Here is a 16,830-nt window from a genome sequence, read left to right on the forward strand (position 1 = left end):
GCGCTCACCATAAGCGCGGCGGCGATGTGCGGCAAGCCGCGCGCAGGCGCTCAGGTCGCCGCGTCCGGCGACGTCTGTCCGAGCTTGTGTGGGTTGAGCACTGCATAGATGCGGCGGATCTGCCGGCCGTCGCTGACCAGCGTCATCGCCGCGTGGAGGTGCTCGCCGTGCAGTACCAGCACGCCGGGCTCGCCATTGATCCAGGCGACGCGTGCCTGCCATTGACCCGCCGCGCGACGAGCGATGCCGCGGGCCAGGCGCGTCGAAGCCCGCACGCCGTGCAGCGTCTTCGAGGCGGCCGAGACCAGACCACCACCGTCGGCCATCCAGCTCACGTCTTCGGCGAGCAGTTCGGCGAAGGCCGTGCTGTCCGCTTCCAGCAGCGTGGCGGCGAAGCGCTCCACCAGCCGTCGATGCGCCTCGCCATCGACTGCGAAGCGCGGCCGCTCCTCGCGCACCCGGCGCCGTGCGCGGCTGATGATCTGCCGGCAGGCGGCCGCGTTCTTGCCGAGGGTCGCGGCGATCTGTTCGTAGGAATGTTCGAGCACCTCGCGCAGCAGCAGGGCTGCACGTTCCTCGGCGCCGAGGCGTTCGAGCAGCACCATGAAGGCCATCGAGATGTCCGCGCCGAGGTCGGCCAGCCGCTCGCCTTCGTGGTCGCCGAGGCCGAGCAGCGGTTCCGGCAGCCAGGGGCCGAGGTACTCCTCGCGGCGTGCGCGTCGCTGGCGCAGCTGGTCGATGCCCAGCCGCGTCACCACGGTGACCAGCCAGGCCTCGGCGTCGCGAATCGTCGCCGCATCCGCGCCGCTCCACTTGAGCCAGGCGTCCTGCAGCAGATCCTCGGCGTCGGCGCGGCTGCCCAGCAGCCGGTAGGCCAGGCCGAACAGCTTCGGCCGTAGCGTTTGAAAGAAATCCGTCTTGTCCCGCACGTCAGTTCCTCACGATGACTCGTCCAGTATGGACGGATCGACCGTGCGCGCTGTGACAGCCGACTTTTTCGGCACCGCTGTCACAACCCTGCGGGCGGCTGCGTCCTGGCTGGGTCATTACCGACAAACCGACTGGAGACCGCCATGACCGTTCGCCTCGACTACTTCAAGCACGCCGACGCACTGCCGCTGCAGGCGCTGACCGCGATCAGCGGCTACCTGCAGGAATCCGACCTGGACCCGCAACTGCTGGCACTGATCGAGTTGCGCGCCTCGCAGCTCAACAGCTGCGCCTACTGCATCGACATGCACAGCAAAGACCTGCTGGCGCTGGAAACGCCGCTGCCGCGCATTCTGCTGCTGTCGGCCTGGCGCGAAGCCAGCGTATACAGCCCGGCCGAACGCGCGGCGCTGGCCTGGACCGAGGCGGTGACCCGATTGCCCGACGGCGAAACCCTGGACCGCTGCTACGGTGAGCTGACCGCGCATTTTTCGCCGCGGGCGATCACTCGGCTGACCTTTGCCATCATCGCCATAAACAGCTGGAACCGCCTGAACGTCGCCTTCGGCCAAGAGCCCGGCCAGTACCGTTCGGGCGACCTCAAGGGCGCGATGAACCGCGCACTGGAGCGTTTTGCCGATCTGCGTCCCACCACCAAAAGGAATATTGCATGAGCGAACAAACCGAGCGCAGCGGGCTGCGACTGATCAACCCGCCGGGGCTGTATGACCCGGCGCCCAACGGTTACTCGCACGTCGCGCTGTTGCCGGCCGGCGCGCGGCTGGCATTCATCGCCGGGCAGGGCGGCGAGACGGCCGACGGCAGCCTGTCGGCCGATTTCCGCCAGCAGGTGCGCCAGGCGCTGCGCAACCTGTGTGTCGCCATCGAGGCGGCGGGCGGCTCGCCGGCGCAGATCGCCAAGCTCGGCGTTCTGATCGTCGAGCACAGCGAGGCTCGGCTGCACGTGTTCGGCGAGGAGCTGGCGCGCGCACTGGGGCCGGGGCCGAAACCGGCCTGCACGCTGATCCCGGTGCCGCGCCTGGCGCTCGACGGCATGCTGTTCGAGATCGAAGCCGTGCTGGTGCTGACCGCCGAATAGGCGTGCCGCCGGTCGGCGCGTCACGGGACTGTCAAGCACGGTGGGTAGACCGGAACAAACCCACCCGCAAGGAGACCCCCGTCATGACCGCACCGGACCACAACCGCCGCCTGCTGCTGCAAGGCATCGGCGCCGGCCTCGCCCTGCCGGCCCTGGGCATCGCGCCCGCCATCATCGCCGCGCCGCGCGCGCGGCCACAGATGCTCGACGGTGTGCAGTCCGGCGAGGTCGAGGGCAACCGTGCGCTGGTCTGGAGCCGCTGCGACCGCCCCGGCCGGCTGATCGTCGAGTGGGATACGCGCAGTCGCTTCGGCAATCCGCGGCGCATGGTTTCGCCGGTCACCGACGCCAGCCTGGACTTCACCGCCCGCGTGGACCTGCGCGGGCTGCCGGCGGATCAGTCGATCTTCTACCGCGCGCGTTTCGAGGATGCCCGTAGCGGCCTGCTCAGCGAGCCCTGGTTCGGCCACCTGCGCAGCGCGCCGAAGCGCCCGCGCGACATTCGCTTCGTCTGGGGCGGCGACACCTGCGGGCAGGGCTATGGCATCAACCCCGACTTCGGCGGCATGCGCATCTACGAAACCATGCGCCAGCGTCGGCCGGACTTCTTCCTGCACAGCGGCGATGTGATCTACGCCGACGGGCCGATCCCCACCGAAGTGACCGCCGAGGACGGCAGCACCTGGCGCAACCTGGTCACCGAAGAGAAGAGCAAGGTCGCCGAGACGCTCGACGAGTTCCGCGGTAACTACCGCTACAACCTGCTGGACGAGAACCTGCGCGCCTTCAATGCCGAGGTGCCGCAGATCTGGCAGTGGGACGACCATGAAGTGACCAACAACTGGTCGCCGAGCAAGGTGCTGGATGACCGTTATCAGCAGGTGCGTGATATCGATACGCTGGTGCGGCGCGCGCGGCAGGCCTATCTGGAATACGCGCCGATGCGCATCGCGCGTGGCGACCGGCTCGGGCGCATTTACCGCAAGGTCAGCTACGGGCCGCTGCTGGAGGTGTTCGTGCTGGACATGCGCAGCTACCGCGGGCCGAACACGCACAACCTGCAGGCCGAGCAGGGCGCGGACACGGCGTTTCTCGGCCGCGAGCAGCTGGACTGGCTCAAGCGCGAGCTGCGGTCCTCGCGCGCAACCTGGAAGGTCATCGCCGCCGACATGCCCATCGGTTTGCACGTACCGGACGGCCCGCGCTGGGAGGCCATCGCCAACGGCAACGATGGCCCGGCGCTGGGCCGCGAACTGGAAATCGCCGAGCTGCTGACCTTCATCCAGCGCGCGCGGGTGCGCAACACCGTGTGGCTGACGGCGGATGTGCACTACTGCGCGGCGCACCACTATCACCCCAATCGCGCCGCGTTCCAGCAGTTCGAGCCGTTCTGGGAGTTCGTCGCAGGTCCCTTGAACGCCGGCAGCTTCGGGCCGAATCCGCTGGATGCCACCTTCGGCCCCGAGGTGGTGTTCCACAAGGCCGCGCCGGTGGCCAACAGCTCGCCGCGCGCGGGCTTCCAGTTCTTCGGCGAGGTGGAGATCGATGCGCAGACAGGTGCGCTCGACGTCAGCCTGCGCGGCCTCGACGGCGCGGTGGTCTACCGCCAGACGCTGGAGCCCTGGCAGCCTGCCTGAGTCAGCCGAGGAGAAAATTGCCGGCGCGCGGTGCGCCTTCCAGCGCCGGCACTTCCGCTTCGTCCTTGAGCTGCACGCCGGAGAGCTGGCGACGGCTGGCTTCGCGCAGCAGATAAAGCAGGCGGTGCGCGGCGAGGTTGTAGCTCAGGCCTTCCGGGCGGATGTTGGAGATGCAGTTGCGCTGCGCGTCGTGACGGCCGACCTGCGGCGCCCAGGTGAAATACAGCCCGAGGCTGTCCGGCGAGCTGAGGCCCGGGCGCTCGCCGAGCAGGATCACCACCATGCGCGCCTTCAGCCGCTGGCCGATTTCGTCGGCAATCGCGACGCGGCCTTGCTCGACCAGGCCGATCGGCCCGAGGGACCACCCTTCGGTGCGGGCCTGTTCGGCGATTTTCAGGGCCATCGGCACGGCATGGCGCTGCACGGCAAGGGCGGAGAGGCCGTCGGCAATCACCAGCGTGAGGTCGCAGCCTTCCTTCGCGTGCGCATCGAGGATGGCGGCGCTGGCTTCGTCGAGTCGGCGGCCGAGGTCCGGGCGCTGCAGATAGGTTTGCCGATCGGTGGCGGCGCTGTGCAGCTGCAGATGGGCGAGGCCGTGCTTGTCCAGTTCGGCGGCCAGCGCTTCGCAGTCCAGCGGCAGGTGCACGGCATCGCGGGCCTGCGCATGGGCGAACTGGAAGTCCAGCTGCGCGCTGGTGGGCAGGCTGACGCCAGCCCGGCCAAGGGCGATGCGTGCCGGGGTCAGCTGACGCAGGTGCTGCCAGGGGTTGTCGATGGTGGGCGAGCGGTCGGGCATGGCTACCTCGGAGCGTGGCGGTCAGGCGCGTGAACAGACGCGTGAGCAGACGCGTGGAAAAGACCTGCGGTCGTTTTCCACCCTACGGGCCGCGATGAGAGTCTCGGCGTAGGGTGGAAAACCGCGCAGCGTTTTTCCACCTGGGGCTGGCCGAAGTCGCAAGAGCAGCTTCACGCCAGCTGCTCCAGCGCCCGGCGAAACGGCTCGGGCAGCTCGCGGCCGAGCTGCAGGCGATTGCCGTCCTGCCGGAGGATCTGCATCTTCGCCAGCCATTCCTCGAACTCCGGCGCGGGCCTGAGGCCGAGCACCTGACGCACGTAGAGGGCGTCGTGGAAGGAGGTGGTCTGGTAGTTGAGCATCACGTCGTCCGAGCCCGGGATGCCCATGATGAAGTTGATGCCCGCCGTGCCGAGCAGGGTCAGCAGCATGTCCATGTCGTCCTGGTCGGCTTCGGCGTGGTTGGTGTAGCAGATGTCGCAACCCATGGGCACGCCGAGCAGCTTGCCGCAGAAGTGGTCCTCCAGCCCGGCGCGGATGATCTGCTTGCCGTTGTAGAGGTATTCCGGGCCGATGAAGCCGACCACGGTGTTCACCAGCAGCGGCTTGTAGCGGCGCGCGACGGCGTAGGCGCGGGCTTCGCAGGTCTGCTGATCGACACCGTGATGGGCGCCCGCCGACAGCGCGCTGCCCTGGCCGGTCTCGAAATACATGAGGTTGTCGCCGAGGGTGCCGCGCTTCTGCGACAGGCCGGCCTCGTAGCCTTCTTGCAGCGTTGCCAGGTTGATGCCGAAGCTGGCGTTGGCCGCCTCGGTGCCGGCGATGGACTGGAACACCAGGTCCAGCGGTGCGCCGCGGTTGATCGCCTCGATGGAGGTGGTGACGTGGGTGAGGATGCAACCCTGGGTCGGGATCTCGTAGCGGCTGATCACCGCGTCGAGCATTTTCAGCAGCTCGCAGATGCCGGCGGTGCTGTCGGTGGCCGGGTTGATGCCGATCACCGCGTCGCCGTTGCCGTAGAGCAGGCCGTCGAGAATGCTCGCGGCGATGCCGGCGCCGTCGTCGGTGGGATGGTTCGGCTGCAGCCGGGTGGACATGCGGCCGGCCAGGCCGACGGTGTTGCGAAAGCGGGTGACGACGCGAACCTTCTGCGCCACCAGGATCAGGTCCTGCACGCGCATGATCTTCGACACCGCGGCGACCATCTCCGGCGTCAGCCCCGGTGCGAGGGCTGTCAGCGACGACTCGTCCGCCTCCTCGCCGAGCAGCCAGTTGCGGAAATCGCCCACGGTCAGGTGGCTGACCGGGGCGAAGGCGGCAGCGTCGTGGCTGTCGATGATCAGCCGGGTGACCTCGTCGCTTTCGTAGGGGATCAGTGCTTCTTCGAGAAAGCGCTTGAGCGGCACCGCAGCCAGGCACATCTGCGCCGCCACACGTTCGGCATCGCTGCCGGCGGCGACCCCGGCGAGCAGGTCGCCGGAGCGCGCCGGGCTGGCCTTGGCCATCACCTCGCGCAGATCGTCGAAGCGCCAGGTGCTGCCGCCCACGCTGTGCGAGTAAGCCATGTCAGCCTCCTTCTTCAGTGCAACGACGCTTCGGCTTTCTCGATCGCCGCGAATTCCTCTTCCGGCGTACCGGCCACCAGGTGATGCCGGCTGTAGAGCGCGAAGTAGGCGATGAAGACGCCGTAGATGATCACCGCGCCGATGACCACGCGCGGGTCGACCAGAAAGCCCGCCACCACCGCGACGCACGCCAGAATCAGCGCCACGCCCGAGGTAAAGATGCCGCCGGGCGTGCGGTATGGGCGATGCAGGTCCGGCCGGCGCAGGCGCAGGGTGATGTGCGAGGCCATCATCAGCACGTAGGAGATGGTCGCGCCGAACACCGCGACGAGAATCAGCAGATCGCCCTGACCGGTCAGCGACAGGGCGAAACCGATGATGCCCGGGATCACCAGTGCCAGCACCGGCACCTTCTTGCTGTTGGTCAGCGACAGGTTGCGCGGCAGGTAGCCGGCCCGCGACAGCGCGAAGATCTGCCGCGAGTACGCGAAGATGATCGAGAAGAAACTGGCGATCAGCCCGGCCAGACCGACCAGGTTGACGAAGCCGCTCATCCACGTCGACGCGCCGTAGGCACTGGTCAGTGCCTCCACCAGCGGGTTGCCGGATTCGACCAGCGTGCTGGAGCCGGCGCCGCCGGGGCCGACCAGCAGGATCAGCCCGGCAAAGGCGGCGAGGATCAGCATGGCCCCGATCAGTCCGCGCGGCATGTCGCGCTGCGGGTTCTTGGTCTCTTCGGCCGCCAGCGGCACGCCTTCCACGGCGAGGAAGAACCAGATCGCGTAGGGAATCGCCGCCCAGATGCCGACGTAGCCGTAGGGCAGGAAATTGCTGGCGCCAGCAGCGGTGGTCGGCGCGATATCGAGCAGCTTGTCGACCGAGAAGTGCGGCACCATTGCCAAAATGAACACTGCGAGCGCCAGCGCGGCGATGGCAGTGATGATGAACATCAGCTTCAGCGCCTCGCCGACGCCGAAGATGTGGATGCCGATGAAGATGATGTAGAAGGCCAGGTACACCATCCAGCCGCCGATGCCGAACAGCGATTCGCAGTAGGCACCTATGAACACGGCGATGGCCGCCGGCGCGATGGCGTATTCGATGAGGATCGCCGTGCCGGTGAGAAAGCCGCCCAGCGGGCCGAACGCGGTACGCGCGAAGCCGTAGCCGCCGCCCGCGGTGGGCACCATCGAGGACAGCTCGGCCAGCGAGAAGCACATGCACAGGTACATCGTCGCCATCAGCAGCGTGGCGACGAACAGGCCGCCCCAGCCGCCCTGGGCGAGGCCGAAGTTCCAGCCGGCGTAGTCACCGGAAATCACGTAGGCGACGCCGAGACCGACCAGCAGCACCCAGCCGGCGGCGCCTTTTTTCAGTTCGCGTTCCTGGAAATAGCTGCTGCCGACGGTTTCGAAATCGACGGTGTGTTGCGGGGGCGTTGAACTGCTGTGTTCGAGAGCCATGATCGTTCCTCGCAGGTGGTTGGCAACTCTCCCTAGCAAGCGTCATGCCCCGCGCCGCAAACCTGGCGGTTGCGGTGTTTTGTCAGCCAAGTCTGGCAGAAACGCACCTTTATCGAGCTTCGCGGCACCACGGCGGCGCTCGCAGGCGTCTTGTTCTAACCGGCGGCGGGCGCGGTGCCCGCCGCCTTCAGCCCATCAGAAGAAACCCAGTGGATTGATGTCGTAGCTCACCAGCAGGTTCTTGGTCTGCTGATAGTGGTCGAGGATCATCTTGTGCGTCTCGCGGCCGACGCCGGACTTCTTGTAGCCGCCGAACGCCGCGTGGGCAGGGTAGAGGTGGTAGCAGTTGGTCCACACCCGGCCGGCCTTAATCCCGCGGCCCATGCGGTAGGCGCGGTTGATGTCGCGCGTCCAGACGCCGGCGCCGAGGCCGAACTCGGTGTCGTTGGCCATCGCCAGGGCCTCGGCTTCATCCTTGAAGGTGGTGACGCCGATCACCGGGCCGAAGATTTCCTCCTGGAACACGCGCATCTTGTTGTTGCCCTTGAGCAGCGTCGGCTGGATGTAATAGCCGGTCGCCAGCGAGCCTTCCAGATGCTCCACGTCGCCGCCGGTGAGCACCTCGGCGCCTTCCTCGCGGGCGATCTTGAGGTACGACATGATCTTGTCGAACTGCTGCTGACTGGCCTGGGCGCCGACCATGGTCTCGGTGTCCAGCGGGTCGCCGCGCTTGATCTGCGCGACCTTCTTCATCACCGCTTCCATGAACGGCGCGTAGATCGATTCCTGCACCAGCGCGCGTGACGGACAGGTGCAGACTTCGCCCTGGTTGAAGAAGCCCAGCACCAGCCCTTCGGCGGCCTTCTCGATGAAGGTCGGCTCGGCCTGCATGATGTCCTCGAAGTAGATGTTCGGGCTCTTGCCGCCCAACTCCACGGTGCTCGGGATGATGCTCTCGGCGGCGCGCTTCATGATGTGCGAGCCGACCGGGGTGGAGCCGGTGAAGGCGATCTTGGCGATGCGCTTGCTCGAAGCCAGCGCCTCGCCGGCCTCGCGGCCGAAGCCCTGCACGATGTTGAGAACGCCCGGCGGCAGCAGGTCGCCGATGCATTCGAGCAGCACGGTGATGCCCAGCGGCGTCTGCTCGGCGGGCTTCAACACCACGCAGTTGCCGGCGGCCAGCGCCGGGGCGAGTTTCCAGGCGGCCATCAGGATCGGGAAGTTCCACGGAATGATCTGCCCGACCACGCCCAACGGTTCATGGAAGTGGTAGGCCGCGGTGTGCTCGTCGATCTCCGCCGCGGTGCCTTCCTGGGCGCGGATGCAGCCAGCGAAGTAGCGGAAATGGTCGGCCGCCAGCGGGATGTCGGCGTTCAGCGTCTCGCGCACGGCCTTGCCGTTGTCCCAGGTTTCGGTGATGGCGAGCTTTTCCAGATTGGCTTCGATGCGGTCGGCGATCTTCAGCAGGATCAGTGCGCGCGCCTGCACGCTGGTCTTGCCCCAGGCGTCGGCGGCGGCATGCGCGGCGTCCAGCGCCCTTTCGATATCGGCGGCGTCGGAGCGCGGGAACTCGGCGATCGGCTGGCCATTGACCGGCGACAGGTTGGTGAAGTACTGACCGCCGACCGGCTCGACGAACTGACCGTTGATGTAGTTGCCGTAGCGGGGTTTGAACGTGACCAGGGCACCCTCGGTGCCGGGATGGGCGTAACGCATGGTGAGTCTCCGGTTCTTGCAAGGGTCGTGAAAACGGCGGTCGTTTCAGCGTAGATCAGCTTCAGGCAGTCTGCGACCGAGCCGACATTCGGGTGCGCCGCCGCCGTCGAGCGGCCGATGCGACGCGGCGCTGTGCTAATCTGCCGCGCAGTTTCCGGCCCCTGCCGGCCGCCCTCGACGGGCGTCGCGCAGGCATTGCAGAGGTCTTCAATGCACATCCATATTCTCGGCATCTGCGGCACCTTCATGGGTTCGCTTGCGGTGCTGGCCAAGGAGCTTGGCCATCGCGTCACCGGCTCCGATGCCAACGTCTATCCGCCGATGAGCACGCAGCTCGAAGCCCAGGGCATCGAGCTGATGCAGGGTTACGAACCGGCGCATCTGCAACCCGCGCCCGATCTGGTGGTGGTGGGTAACGCGCTGTCGCGCGGCAACCCGGCGGTCGAGTACGTGCTGAACAAGGGCATGCCCTATGTCTCCGGCCCGCGGTGGCTGGCCGATCACGTGCTGCAGGGCCGTTGGGTGCTGGCCGCCGCCGGCACCCATGGCAAGACCACCACCAGCAGCATGCTGGCCTGGGTGCTGGAGCATGCCGGCATGAGTCCGGGCTTCCTCATCGGTGGGGTGCCGCAGAACTTCGGCATCTCGGCGCGGCTGGGCGACACGCCGTTCTTCGTGGTCGAGGCGGACGAATACGACAGCGCCTTCTTCGACAAGCGCAGCAAGTTCGTCCACTACCGCCCGCGCACCGCGATCCTGAACAATCTGGAATTCGACCACGCGGACATCTTTCCGGATCTTGCCGCCATCGAACGGCAATTCCACCATCTGGTGCGCACCGTACCGGGCGAGGGGCTGATCATCCATCCCGCGTCGGAAACGGCGCTCAAGCGCGTCATCGGCATGGGCTGCTGGACGCCGGTGCAGACCACCGGCGAGGGCGGCCAGTGGCAGGCCCGACTGCTCCGCGAGGACGGTTCGCGCTTCGAGGTGAGCTTCGACGGCGCCGTGCAGGGCGTGGTGGAGTGGGAGCTGACCGGCCGGCACAACGTCAACAATGCGCTGGCGACGCTGGCGGCGGCACGGCATGTCGGCGTGGTGCCGGAGCTGGCGATTGCCGGGCTTTCCACCTTCAAGAGCGTCAAGCGGCGCATGGAGAAGGTCGCCGAAGTCAGCGGCGTGACCATCTACGACGACTTTGCCCATCACCCGACCGCCATCGCCACCACCCTCGACGGCCTGCGCAAGCAGGTCGGCACGACGCCGATCATCGCCATCATCGAGCCGCGCTCGAACTCGATGAAGCTCGGCGCGCATCGCGAGGGATTGGCCGAATCGGTGGCGCTGGCCGATCAGGCGATCTGGTATGCGCCGGCCAATCTCGGCTGGGATCTGGCCGCGACGGTGGCCGATTCGCCGGTACCGACCACGGTCTGCGACTCGCTGGAGGCGATCATCGCCAAGGTGAAAGCTGACGCCACGCCGGGTACGCAGGTGGTGGTGATGAGCAACGGCGGCTTCGGCGGCTTGCACGGCAAGCTGGCCGCGGCGTTGAGCTGATTGCTCAAGGTGGAAAACGCTTCGCGGTTTTCCACCCTACGAGGATCGTGGGTAGGGTGGAAATCGCCGCAGGCATTTCCACGTGGATCGGAGCAGATTGAATGAACGGACCGGAACGCATCACCCTGGCCATGACCGGCGCCTCCGGCGCGCAATACGGCCTGCGCCTGCTCGACTGCCTGGTGCAGGAAGACCGCGAGGTGCACTTCCTGATCTCCAAGGCCGCGCAGCTGGTGATGGCCACCGAAACCGATGTGGTGCTGCCGGCCAAGCCGCAGGCGATGCAGGCGTTCCTCTCGGAATACACCGGCGCTGCTGCCGGGCAGATTCGCGTGTTCGCCAAGGAAGACTGGATGGCCCCACCGGCTTCCGGCTCGGGCGCGCCGACCGCCATGGTGGTCGTGCCTTGTTCCACCGGCACGCTGTCGGCAATCGCCACCGGCGCCTGCAACAACCTGATCGAGCGCGCCGCCGACGTCACTCTCAAGGAGCGCCGCCAGCTGATTCTGGTGCCGCGTGAGGCGCCGTATTCGAGCATCCATCTGGAGAACATGCTCAAGCTGTCGAACCTGGGCGCGGTGATCCTGCCGGCCTCGCCAGGCTTCTATCATCAGCCGCAGACGATCGACGATCTGGTGGATTTCGTCGTCGCGCGCATCCTCAATCTGCTCAACATCCCGCAGGACATGCTGCCGCGCTGGGGCGAGCACCACATTGTTAGTGATGACTGAGATGCTCGGTCGAGCGCTGCTGTCCTTGCTCACCCTGACGCTGCTCGGCGGCTGTGCGACCGTGCGCACGCTGGACGCCGCCAAGCCCGGCGCGCCGATCATCTATTCCGGCACGCGCCTGGATTGGTTCAGCCTTCATGGAGGCTGTTGCCCGCTGGAGCGCTTCGGCGCCGAGGCGCCACGGTATGCGGCGCTCGACCTGCCCGCCAGCGCGGTGCTGGACACGCTGCTGCTGCCATTCGCGGTGGCGACCGAGCTGGGTGTCGGCCTGGGCGTGCGTGGCGGTCTCTGAGGTGTAACTGATCCAGGTCCAGGCCGGTTGATGGCGCGACAGGCATAATCCGGCCGAACGCCCTTGGCGCAAGGAGAGCAGGAGTGAAAGAGCAGGCCCAGTTCCACATGAGCTACTGGTTGATCGCCATCCTGGCCTTCATCGGTATCCAGTACTTGCTGTCGGCGCAGCAGGAGATCGCCACCATCCCCTACAGCGAATTCGAGCAGCATCTCAAGGATGGTCGCGTCGAGTCGCTGGCGATTACCGAGCGGCGCATCGAGGGCACGCTCAAGCAGCCGCTGCCGGGCGGTCAGCGCCGATTCATCGCCAATCGCGTCGAGCCGCAGCTGGCCGAGCATCTGCAGCAGTTTCCGGTGCGCTACACCGGCAAGGTGGAAAGCACGCTGATCCGCGACCTGCTGTCGTGGATCGTCCCGGCGGCGCTGTTCTTCGGTATCTGGCTGTTCCTGCTGCGGCGCATCGGCAGCGGCATGGGCGGTGGCGGCATGATGCAGATCGGCAAGAGCAAGGCGCGGGTCTACGTCGAGACCGACATGAAGGTGAGCTTCGCCGATGTCGCCGGCGTCGACGAGGCCAAGGACGAACTGAAGGAGATCATCGAGTTCCTGCGCGACCCGCAAACCTACGGCCGTCTCGGCGGACGCATGCCCAAGGGTGTGCTGCTGGTCGGCCCGCCGGGTACCGGCAAGACACTGCTGGCGCGCGCCGTGGCCGGCGAGGCGCGGGTGCCGTTCTTCTCCATCTCCGGTTCGGAGTTCGTCGAGCTGTTCGTCGGCGTCGGTGCTGCGCGTGTGCGCGACCTGTTCGAGCAGGCGCGCGCGCAGGCGCCGGCGATCATCTTCATCGACGAGCTGGACGCCCTCGGCCGCGCCCGTGGTGCCGGGCCGCTGTCCGGCGGGCACGACGAGAAGGAGCAGACGCTCAACCAGCTGCTGGTGGAGATGGACGGCTTCGACACGTCCAGCGGGCTGGTGCTGCTGGCGGCCACCAACCGCCCGGAAATCCTCGATCCGGCGCTGCTGCGCGCCGGCCGTTTCGACCGCCAGGTGCTGGTGGATCGGCCGGACAAGATCGGCCGGGTGCAGATTCTCCATGTGCACCTGAAGAAGTCGAAGCTGGGCGCCGATGTCGATCCGCAGGCCATCGCCGCGCTGACGCCGGGCTTCACTGGCGCCGATCTGGCCAATCTGGTCAACGAAGCGACGCTGCTGGCCACCCGGCGCAATGCCGAGGCGGTGGGCATGGAGGATTTCAACGCCGCCATCGAGCGCATCGTCGCCGGCCTGGAGAAGCGCAACCGCCTGCTCAACCCGCGCGAGCGCGAGATCGTCGCCTACCACGAGATGGGCCACGCGCTGGTGGCGATGGCGCTGCCGGGCGTCGATCCGGTGCACAAGGTGTCGATCATTCCGCGCGGCATGGGCGCGCTGGGCTACACCATCCAGCGGCCGACCGAGGACCGCTTCCTGATGACCCGCGAGGAGCTGGAGAACAAGATGGCCGTGCTGCTCGGCGGGCGCGCCGCCGAGTGGCTGGTGTTCAGTCATCTGTCCACCGGCGCGGCGGACGATCTGGCGCGCGTCGCCGACATCGCCCGCGCGATGGTCACGCGCTACGGCATGTCCAGGCGCCTCGGCCACCTGGCGCTGGAGCGCGAACCCAATTCGTTTCTCGGCAGCGAGGCGCTGCTCGGCTTGAAGCCGCAGCACGATTACGCGGAAAGCACCGCAACGGCGATCGATGAGGAGGTGCAGGAGCTGGTGCAGTCCGCCTTCCAGCGCAGCCTGACGCTGCTCGAGGCGCGACGCGAACTGCTCGAACGCTGTGCCCGCCAGTTGCTGCAGCAGGAAACACTGGATGCCGAGGCGCTGCGCGCGCTGAGCGCCGCGCAGCCGGCGCCGCTCGTCTAGCGGTGGTCGGGCGCTAGCGCTCAGCCGCCTGACGCTGAGCATGTTGCGCCAGCGCCCACTCGACATGCTCGCGCACCAGCTCGGAAGAATCGTCACGCCGCGCCGCGAGTGCTTCCAGTACCGGAATGCTCGACGGTGCGTTGCCCAGGCCCACCGCCAGGTTGCGCAGCCAGCGCTCGTAACCGGCGCGGCGCAGCGGCGAGCCTTCGGTACGGCTGAGAAATTCCTCTTCGCTCCAGCGAAACAGCGCCGCCAGGTCGGCATTGTCCAGGCTGTGGCGCGGTTGGAAATCATGCTGCTCGGTCGGCCGCGCGAAGCGGTTCCATGGACAGACGATCTGGCAGTCGTCGCAGCCGAACACGCGGTTGCCGATCTTGTCGCGCAGCTCGACCGGGATCGGCCCTTTCAGCTCGATGGTCAGGTAGGAGATGCAGCGCCGCGCATCCAGCAACCGCTCGCCAACGAACGCCTCGGTCGGGCAGACGTCCAGGCAGGCGTGGCAGCTGCCGCAGTGATCGCGCGTCACCGGCTCGTCGACCGGCAGGGCGATGTCGACGAACAGCTCGCCGAGGAAGAACCAGCTGCCGGCCTTGCGGTTGAGCAGCAGGGTGTTCTTGCCGATCCAGCCGAGCCCGGCCTGTTGCCCGGCGGCCTTTTCCAGCACCGGCGCGCTGTCGACGAAGGCGCGAAAACCCAGCGGGCCGACCACCTGCTGGATGCGTTCGGCCAGCTGCTGGATGCGTTTGCGGATCAGCTTGTGGTAATCGCGGCCCAGTGCATAGCGCGAGACATAGGCCTTCTCCGGGCTGGCCAGCTGCTGGGTCATGCGGGTGTCGCCGGGCAGGTAATCCATGCGCAGCGAAATCACCCGCAGCGTGCCCGGCACCAGCTCGTCCGGCCGCGAACGCTTGCTGCCGTGCGCGGCCATGTAATCCATCTCGCCCTGATATCCGGCCGCCAGCCAGGCATCCAGGTGCGCTTCATGCTCGCCGAGGTCGACGCCGGTGATGCCGACCTGCTGGAAGCCGAGCTCGCGGCCCCACTCCTTGATGGACTGGGCGAGGGCGGCGGCGTCGAGAGCGGAGCTGGGCATCGGAGAGTACGGCGGCGTGGCGGGCGGGTGCGTATAATTCTGCCAGACATTCCGCCGCGATGATCCCAGCACCGATGACCGATTCCCTGCCCGTCGCCCTATACACCGCCGCCCAGGTGCGCGAACTCGATGCGCGCCTGATCGCTGCCGGCACCCCCGGTTTCGAGCTGATGCAGCGTGCCGCCCATGCCGCCTGGCGCGCCCTGCGCCGACGCTGGCCCGATGCGGGGGCTGTCACCGTGCTGGCCGGGCGTGGCAACAATGCCGGTGACGGCTACCTCGTCGCCGCGCTGGCGCAGCGCGCTGGCTGGCAGGTGCGGGTGCTGGCGGTGGGCGATGTCCAGGCCTTGCAGGGCGACGCCGCGCTGGCTCTGGCCGAGGCGCAGGCGTGCGGCGTGAGTATCGAAGCCTGGCATGCCGAGGCGCCTTTGCACGGCGTATTGGTGGATGCACTGCTGGGAACGGGGATTGCCGGCGCGGTGCGCGAACCCTATGCCGGTGCGATTGCCACGATCAACGCCAGCGGTCTGCCGGTGCTGGCCATCGATCTGTCCAGCGGGCTCTGCGCCGATACTGGGCGGGTGCTCGGGCAGGCGGTGCGTGCCGATCTGAGTGTCACCTTCATCGGTCTCAAACTCGGCTTGTTCACTGCCGAGGGTCCTGATCGCGTTGGCACGCTGGTGTTCGACGATCTGCAGGCCGATCCGGGCATCGTCGCGCAGGTGGCGAGCGAGGCTGTACGCCTCGATCACGGCTCGCTGGCGCGGCTCGCGCCGCGTTCGCCGACCGCGCACAAGGGCAGCTTCGGCCAGGTGCTGGTGATCGGCGGCGATCTGGGCACCGGCGGCGCGGCCTTGCTCAGCGCCGAGGCGGCGTTGCGTGGCGGCGCCGGCATGGTGAGCCTGGCGACCCGGCCAGAGCATGTCACCGCTTCGCTGGTGCGTCGCCCGGAGATCATGTGCAGCGGGGTCGAGTCGACCTATAGCCTGACGACGCTGGTCGAGCGCGCCGATGTCTTGGTGGTCGGCCCCGGGCTTGGCCAGGCGCCGTGGGGGCGCAGTCTGCTGTCGCTGGCAGCGCAGTGCGGGCTGCCGCAGCTGTGGGACGCCGATGCGCTGAACCTGCTGGCGGCCGGTGGCGTCCAACTGCCGACCGGCTGCGTGATCACGCCGCATCCGGGCGAGGCGGCGCGGTTGCTGCAATGTACGGTCGCCGAGGTACAGGGCGATCGTCCGGCGGCAGCGCGCGAGCTGGCCCGGCGTTATGCCTGCGTAGCGCTGCTCAAGGGCGCTGGTACGCTGGTCGCCGCGCCGGACGGACGGCTGGCGCTGTGCGACCGCGGTCATCCGGCGATGGCCAGTGCCGGCCTCGGTGATGTGCTGGCCGGGCTGATCGGCGCGCTGCTGGCGCAGGATCTCACGCCCTTCGACGCGGCCTGCCTGGGCGTCTGGCTACACGCCGCGGCCGGCGAGCGCCTCGGTGAGCAGGGGCGGGGCCTGGCCGCCGCCGATCTGATTCCCGTGATCCGTCAGTTGCTCGAGGAGCAGTCGCCATGCCTGAAGTGACGCTGTACGCCGAAGACGAGGCGGCCATGCTCGCCCTGGGCGCGCGGATCGCACAGGCGACCGGCGGACGCGGAGTGATCTATCTGCACGGCGATCTCGGCGCCGGCAAGACCACGCTGTCGCGCGGGCTGATCCGCGGCTTCGGCCACGAGGGCAAGGTCAAGAGCCCGACTTTCACCCTGGTCGAACCTTACGAGATCGGCGCCGTGCGGGTGTTCCACTTCGATCTGTACCGCCTGGTCGACCCCGAGGAACTGGAGTTTCTCGGCATTCGCGACTATTTCGAGGGGAACGCGCTGTGTCTGGTCGAGTGGCCGGAACGCGGGGCCGGCGTTTTGCCAAAGGCCGACCTTGACATTACCATTACGCCGCATGGGGCCGGCCGTACGCTGCGCCTGTCGCCGCGGGGCGAACGCGGTGACGCCTGGTGCGTCGTCCTGACCGCCGGAAATCAATGAAACGCATGAGGTTGG

15 protein-coding genes are annotated in these 16,830 nt (G+C 67.6%); 9 read left to right on the forward strand and 6 right to left on the reverse strand.

Annotated features, from left to right (window positions below):
- Window positions 1-50: 50 nt before the first annotated feature.
- Window positions 51-929 carry an RNA polymerase sigma factor SigJ gene (gene sigJ, locus NAV27_RS02630; protein ID WP_102827835.1) on the reverse strand — a complete coding sequence of 293 codons (879 nt, stop codon included), beginning with the start codon at window positions 927-929 and terminating at the stop codon, window positions 51-53.
- Between the two features lie 144 nt (window positions 930-1,073).
- Between sigJ and NAV27_RS02635 the strand changes: the two genes are divergently transcribed.
- The 3 genes from NAV27_RS02635 (at window position 1,074) to NAV27_RS02645 (ending at window position 3,666) form a co-directional block, all read left to right on the forward strand.
- Window positions 1,074-1,604, forward strand: a complete 531-nt coding sequence (locus NAV27_RS02635) for a carboxymuconolactone decarboxylase family protein (protein WP_102827834.1) — start codon at window positions 1,074-1,076, stop codon at window positions 1,602-1,604.
- Window positions 1,601-2,029: a RidA family protein gene (locus tag NAV27_RS02640; RefSeq protein WP_102827833.1), complete on the forward strand. Its 429-nt coding sequence runs from the start codon at window positions 1,601-1,603 to the stop codon at window positions 2,027-2,029. The genes NAV27_RS02635 and NAV27_RS02640 overlap by 4 nt, the downstream gene beginning before the upstream one ends.
- Window positions 2,030-2,112: 83 nt before the next feature.
- Window positions 2,113-3,666, forward strand: a complete 1,554-nt coding sequence (locus NAV27_RS02645; protein ID WP_054094554.1) for an alkaline phosphatase D family protein — start codon at window positions 2,113-2,115, stop codon at window positions 3,664-3,666.
- 1 nt (window position 3,667) lies between these two features.
- Here the strand turns inward: NAV27_RS02645 and eutC are convergent, their stop codons facing one another.
- From eutC to exaC, 4 genes are all read right to left on the reverse strand, one after another.
- Window positions 3,668-4,462 (reverse strand): ethanolamine ammonia-lyase subunit EutC, encoded by a 795-nt coding sequence (gene eutC, locus NAV27_RS02650; RefSeq protein ID WP_054094555.1) that lies wholly within the window; start codon window positions 4,460-4,462, stop codon window positions 3,668-3,670.
- Window positions 4,463-4,632: 170 nt separating this feature from the next.
- The gene (locus NAV27_RS02655) at window positions 4,633-6,024 is read right to left on the reverse strand and encodes an ethanolamine ammonia-lyase subunit EutB (RefSeq protein WP_102827832.1); all 1,392 of its coding nucleotides are present in this window, start codon (window positions 6,022-6,024) and stop codon (window positions 4,633-4,635) included.
- A 14-nt stretch (window positions 6,025-6,038) separates the two neighbouring features.
- Window positions 6,039-7,487: an ethanolamine permease gene (eat, locus tag NAV27_RS02660; RefSeq protein WP_102827831.1), complete on the reverse strand. Its 1,449-nt coding sequence runs from the start codon at window positions 7,485-7,487 to the stop codon at window positions 6,039-6,041.
- Window positions 7,488-7,682: 195 nt separating this feature from the next.
- Window positions 7,683-9,203, reverse strand: coding sequence for an acetaldehyde dehydrogenase ExaC (gene exaC / locus NAV27_RS02665; protein ID WP_043297654.1), 1,521 nt, complete (start codon window positions 9,201-9,203; stop codon window positions 7,683-7,685).
- 210 nt (window positions 9,204-9,413) lie between these two features.
- Between exaC and mpl the strand changes: the two genes are divergently transcribed.
- The 4 genes from mpl (at window position 9,414) to ftsH (ending at window position 13,699) form a co-directional block, all read left to right on the forward strand.
- A complete protein-coding gene (mpl, locus tag NAV27_RS02670; RefSeq protein WP_102827830.1) occupies window positions 9,414-10,763 on the forward strand; it encodes a UDP-N-acetylmuramate:L-alanyl-gamma-D-glutamyl-meso-diaminopimelate ligase in 1,350 nt (449 codons plus the stop codon).
- Window positions 10,764-10,864: 101 nt separating this feature from the next.
- Window positions 10,865-11,494 (forward strand): flavin prenyltransferase UbiX, encoded by a 630-nt coding sequence (gene ubiX / locus NAV27_RS02675; RefSeq protein WP_003290511.1) that lies wholly within the window; start codon window positions 10,865-10,867, stop codon window positions 11,492-11,494.
- Window position 11,495: 1 nt separating this feature from the next.
- Window positions 11,496-11,786, forward strand: a complete 291-nt coding sequence (locus NAV27_RS02680) for a YceK/YidQ family lipoprotein (RefSeq protein WP_102827829.1) — start codon at window positions 11,496-11,498, stop codon at window positions 11,784-11,786.
- An 83-nt stretch (window positions 11,787-11,869) separates the two neighbouring features.
- Entirely contained in the window at window positions 11,870-13,699 is a 1,830-nt protein-coding gene (gene ftsH, locus NAV27_RS02685; protein ID WP_102827828.1) for an ATP-dependent zinc metalloprotease FtsH, read from the forward strand.
- A gap of 13 nt (window positions 13,700-13,712) precedes the next feature.
- On the opposite strand, the gene queG is transcribed toward ftsH, so the two are convergent.
- Window positions 13,713-14,792 (reverse strand): tRNA epoxyqueuosine(34) reductase QueG, encoded by a 1,080-nt coding sequence (queG, locus tag NAV27_RS02690; RefSeq protein ID WP_102827827.1) that lies wholly within the window; start codon window positions 14,790-14,792, stop codon window positions 13,713-13,715.
- 74 nt (window positions 14,793-14,866) lie between these two features.
- Between queG and NAV27_RS02695 the strand changes: the two genes are divergently transcribed.
- Window positions 14,867-16,357 (forward strand): NAD(P)H-hydrate dehydratase, encoded by a 1,491-nt coding sequence (locus NAV27_RS02695; RefSeq protein ID WP_102827826.1) that lies wholly within the window; start codon window positions 14,867-14,869, stop codon window positions 16,355-16,357.
- Window positions 16,345-16,815, forward strand: coding sequence for a tRNA (adenosine(37)-N6)-threonylcarbamoyltransferase complex ATPase subunit type 1 TsaE (gene tsaE / locus NAV27_RS02700; RefSeq protein ID WP_102827825.1), 471 nt, complete (start codon window positions 16,345-16,347; stop codon window positions 16,813-16,815). The genes NAV27_RS02695 and tsaE overlap by 13 nt, the downstream gene beginning before the upstream one ends.
- The last annotated feature ends 15 nt before the right edge of the window (window positions 16,816-16,830 follow it).

The organism is Stutzerimonas degradans, from assembly GCF_024448505.1.
Taxonomy (GTDB): Bacteria; Pseudomonadota; Gammaproteobacteria; order Pseudomonadales; family Pseudomonadaceae; genus Stutzerimonas; species Stutzerimonas degradans.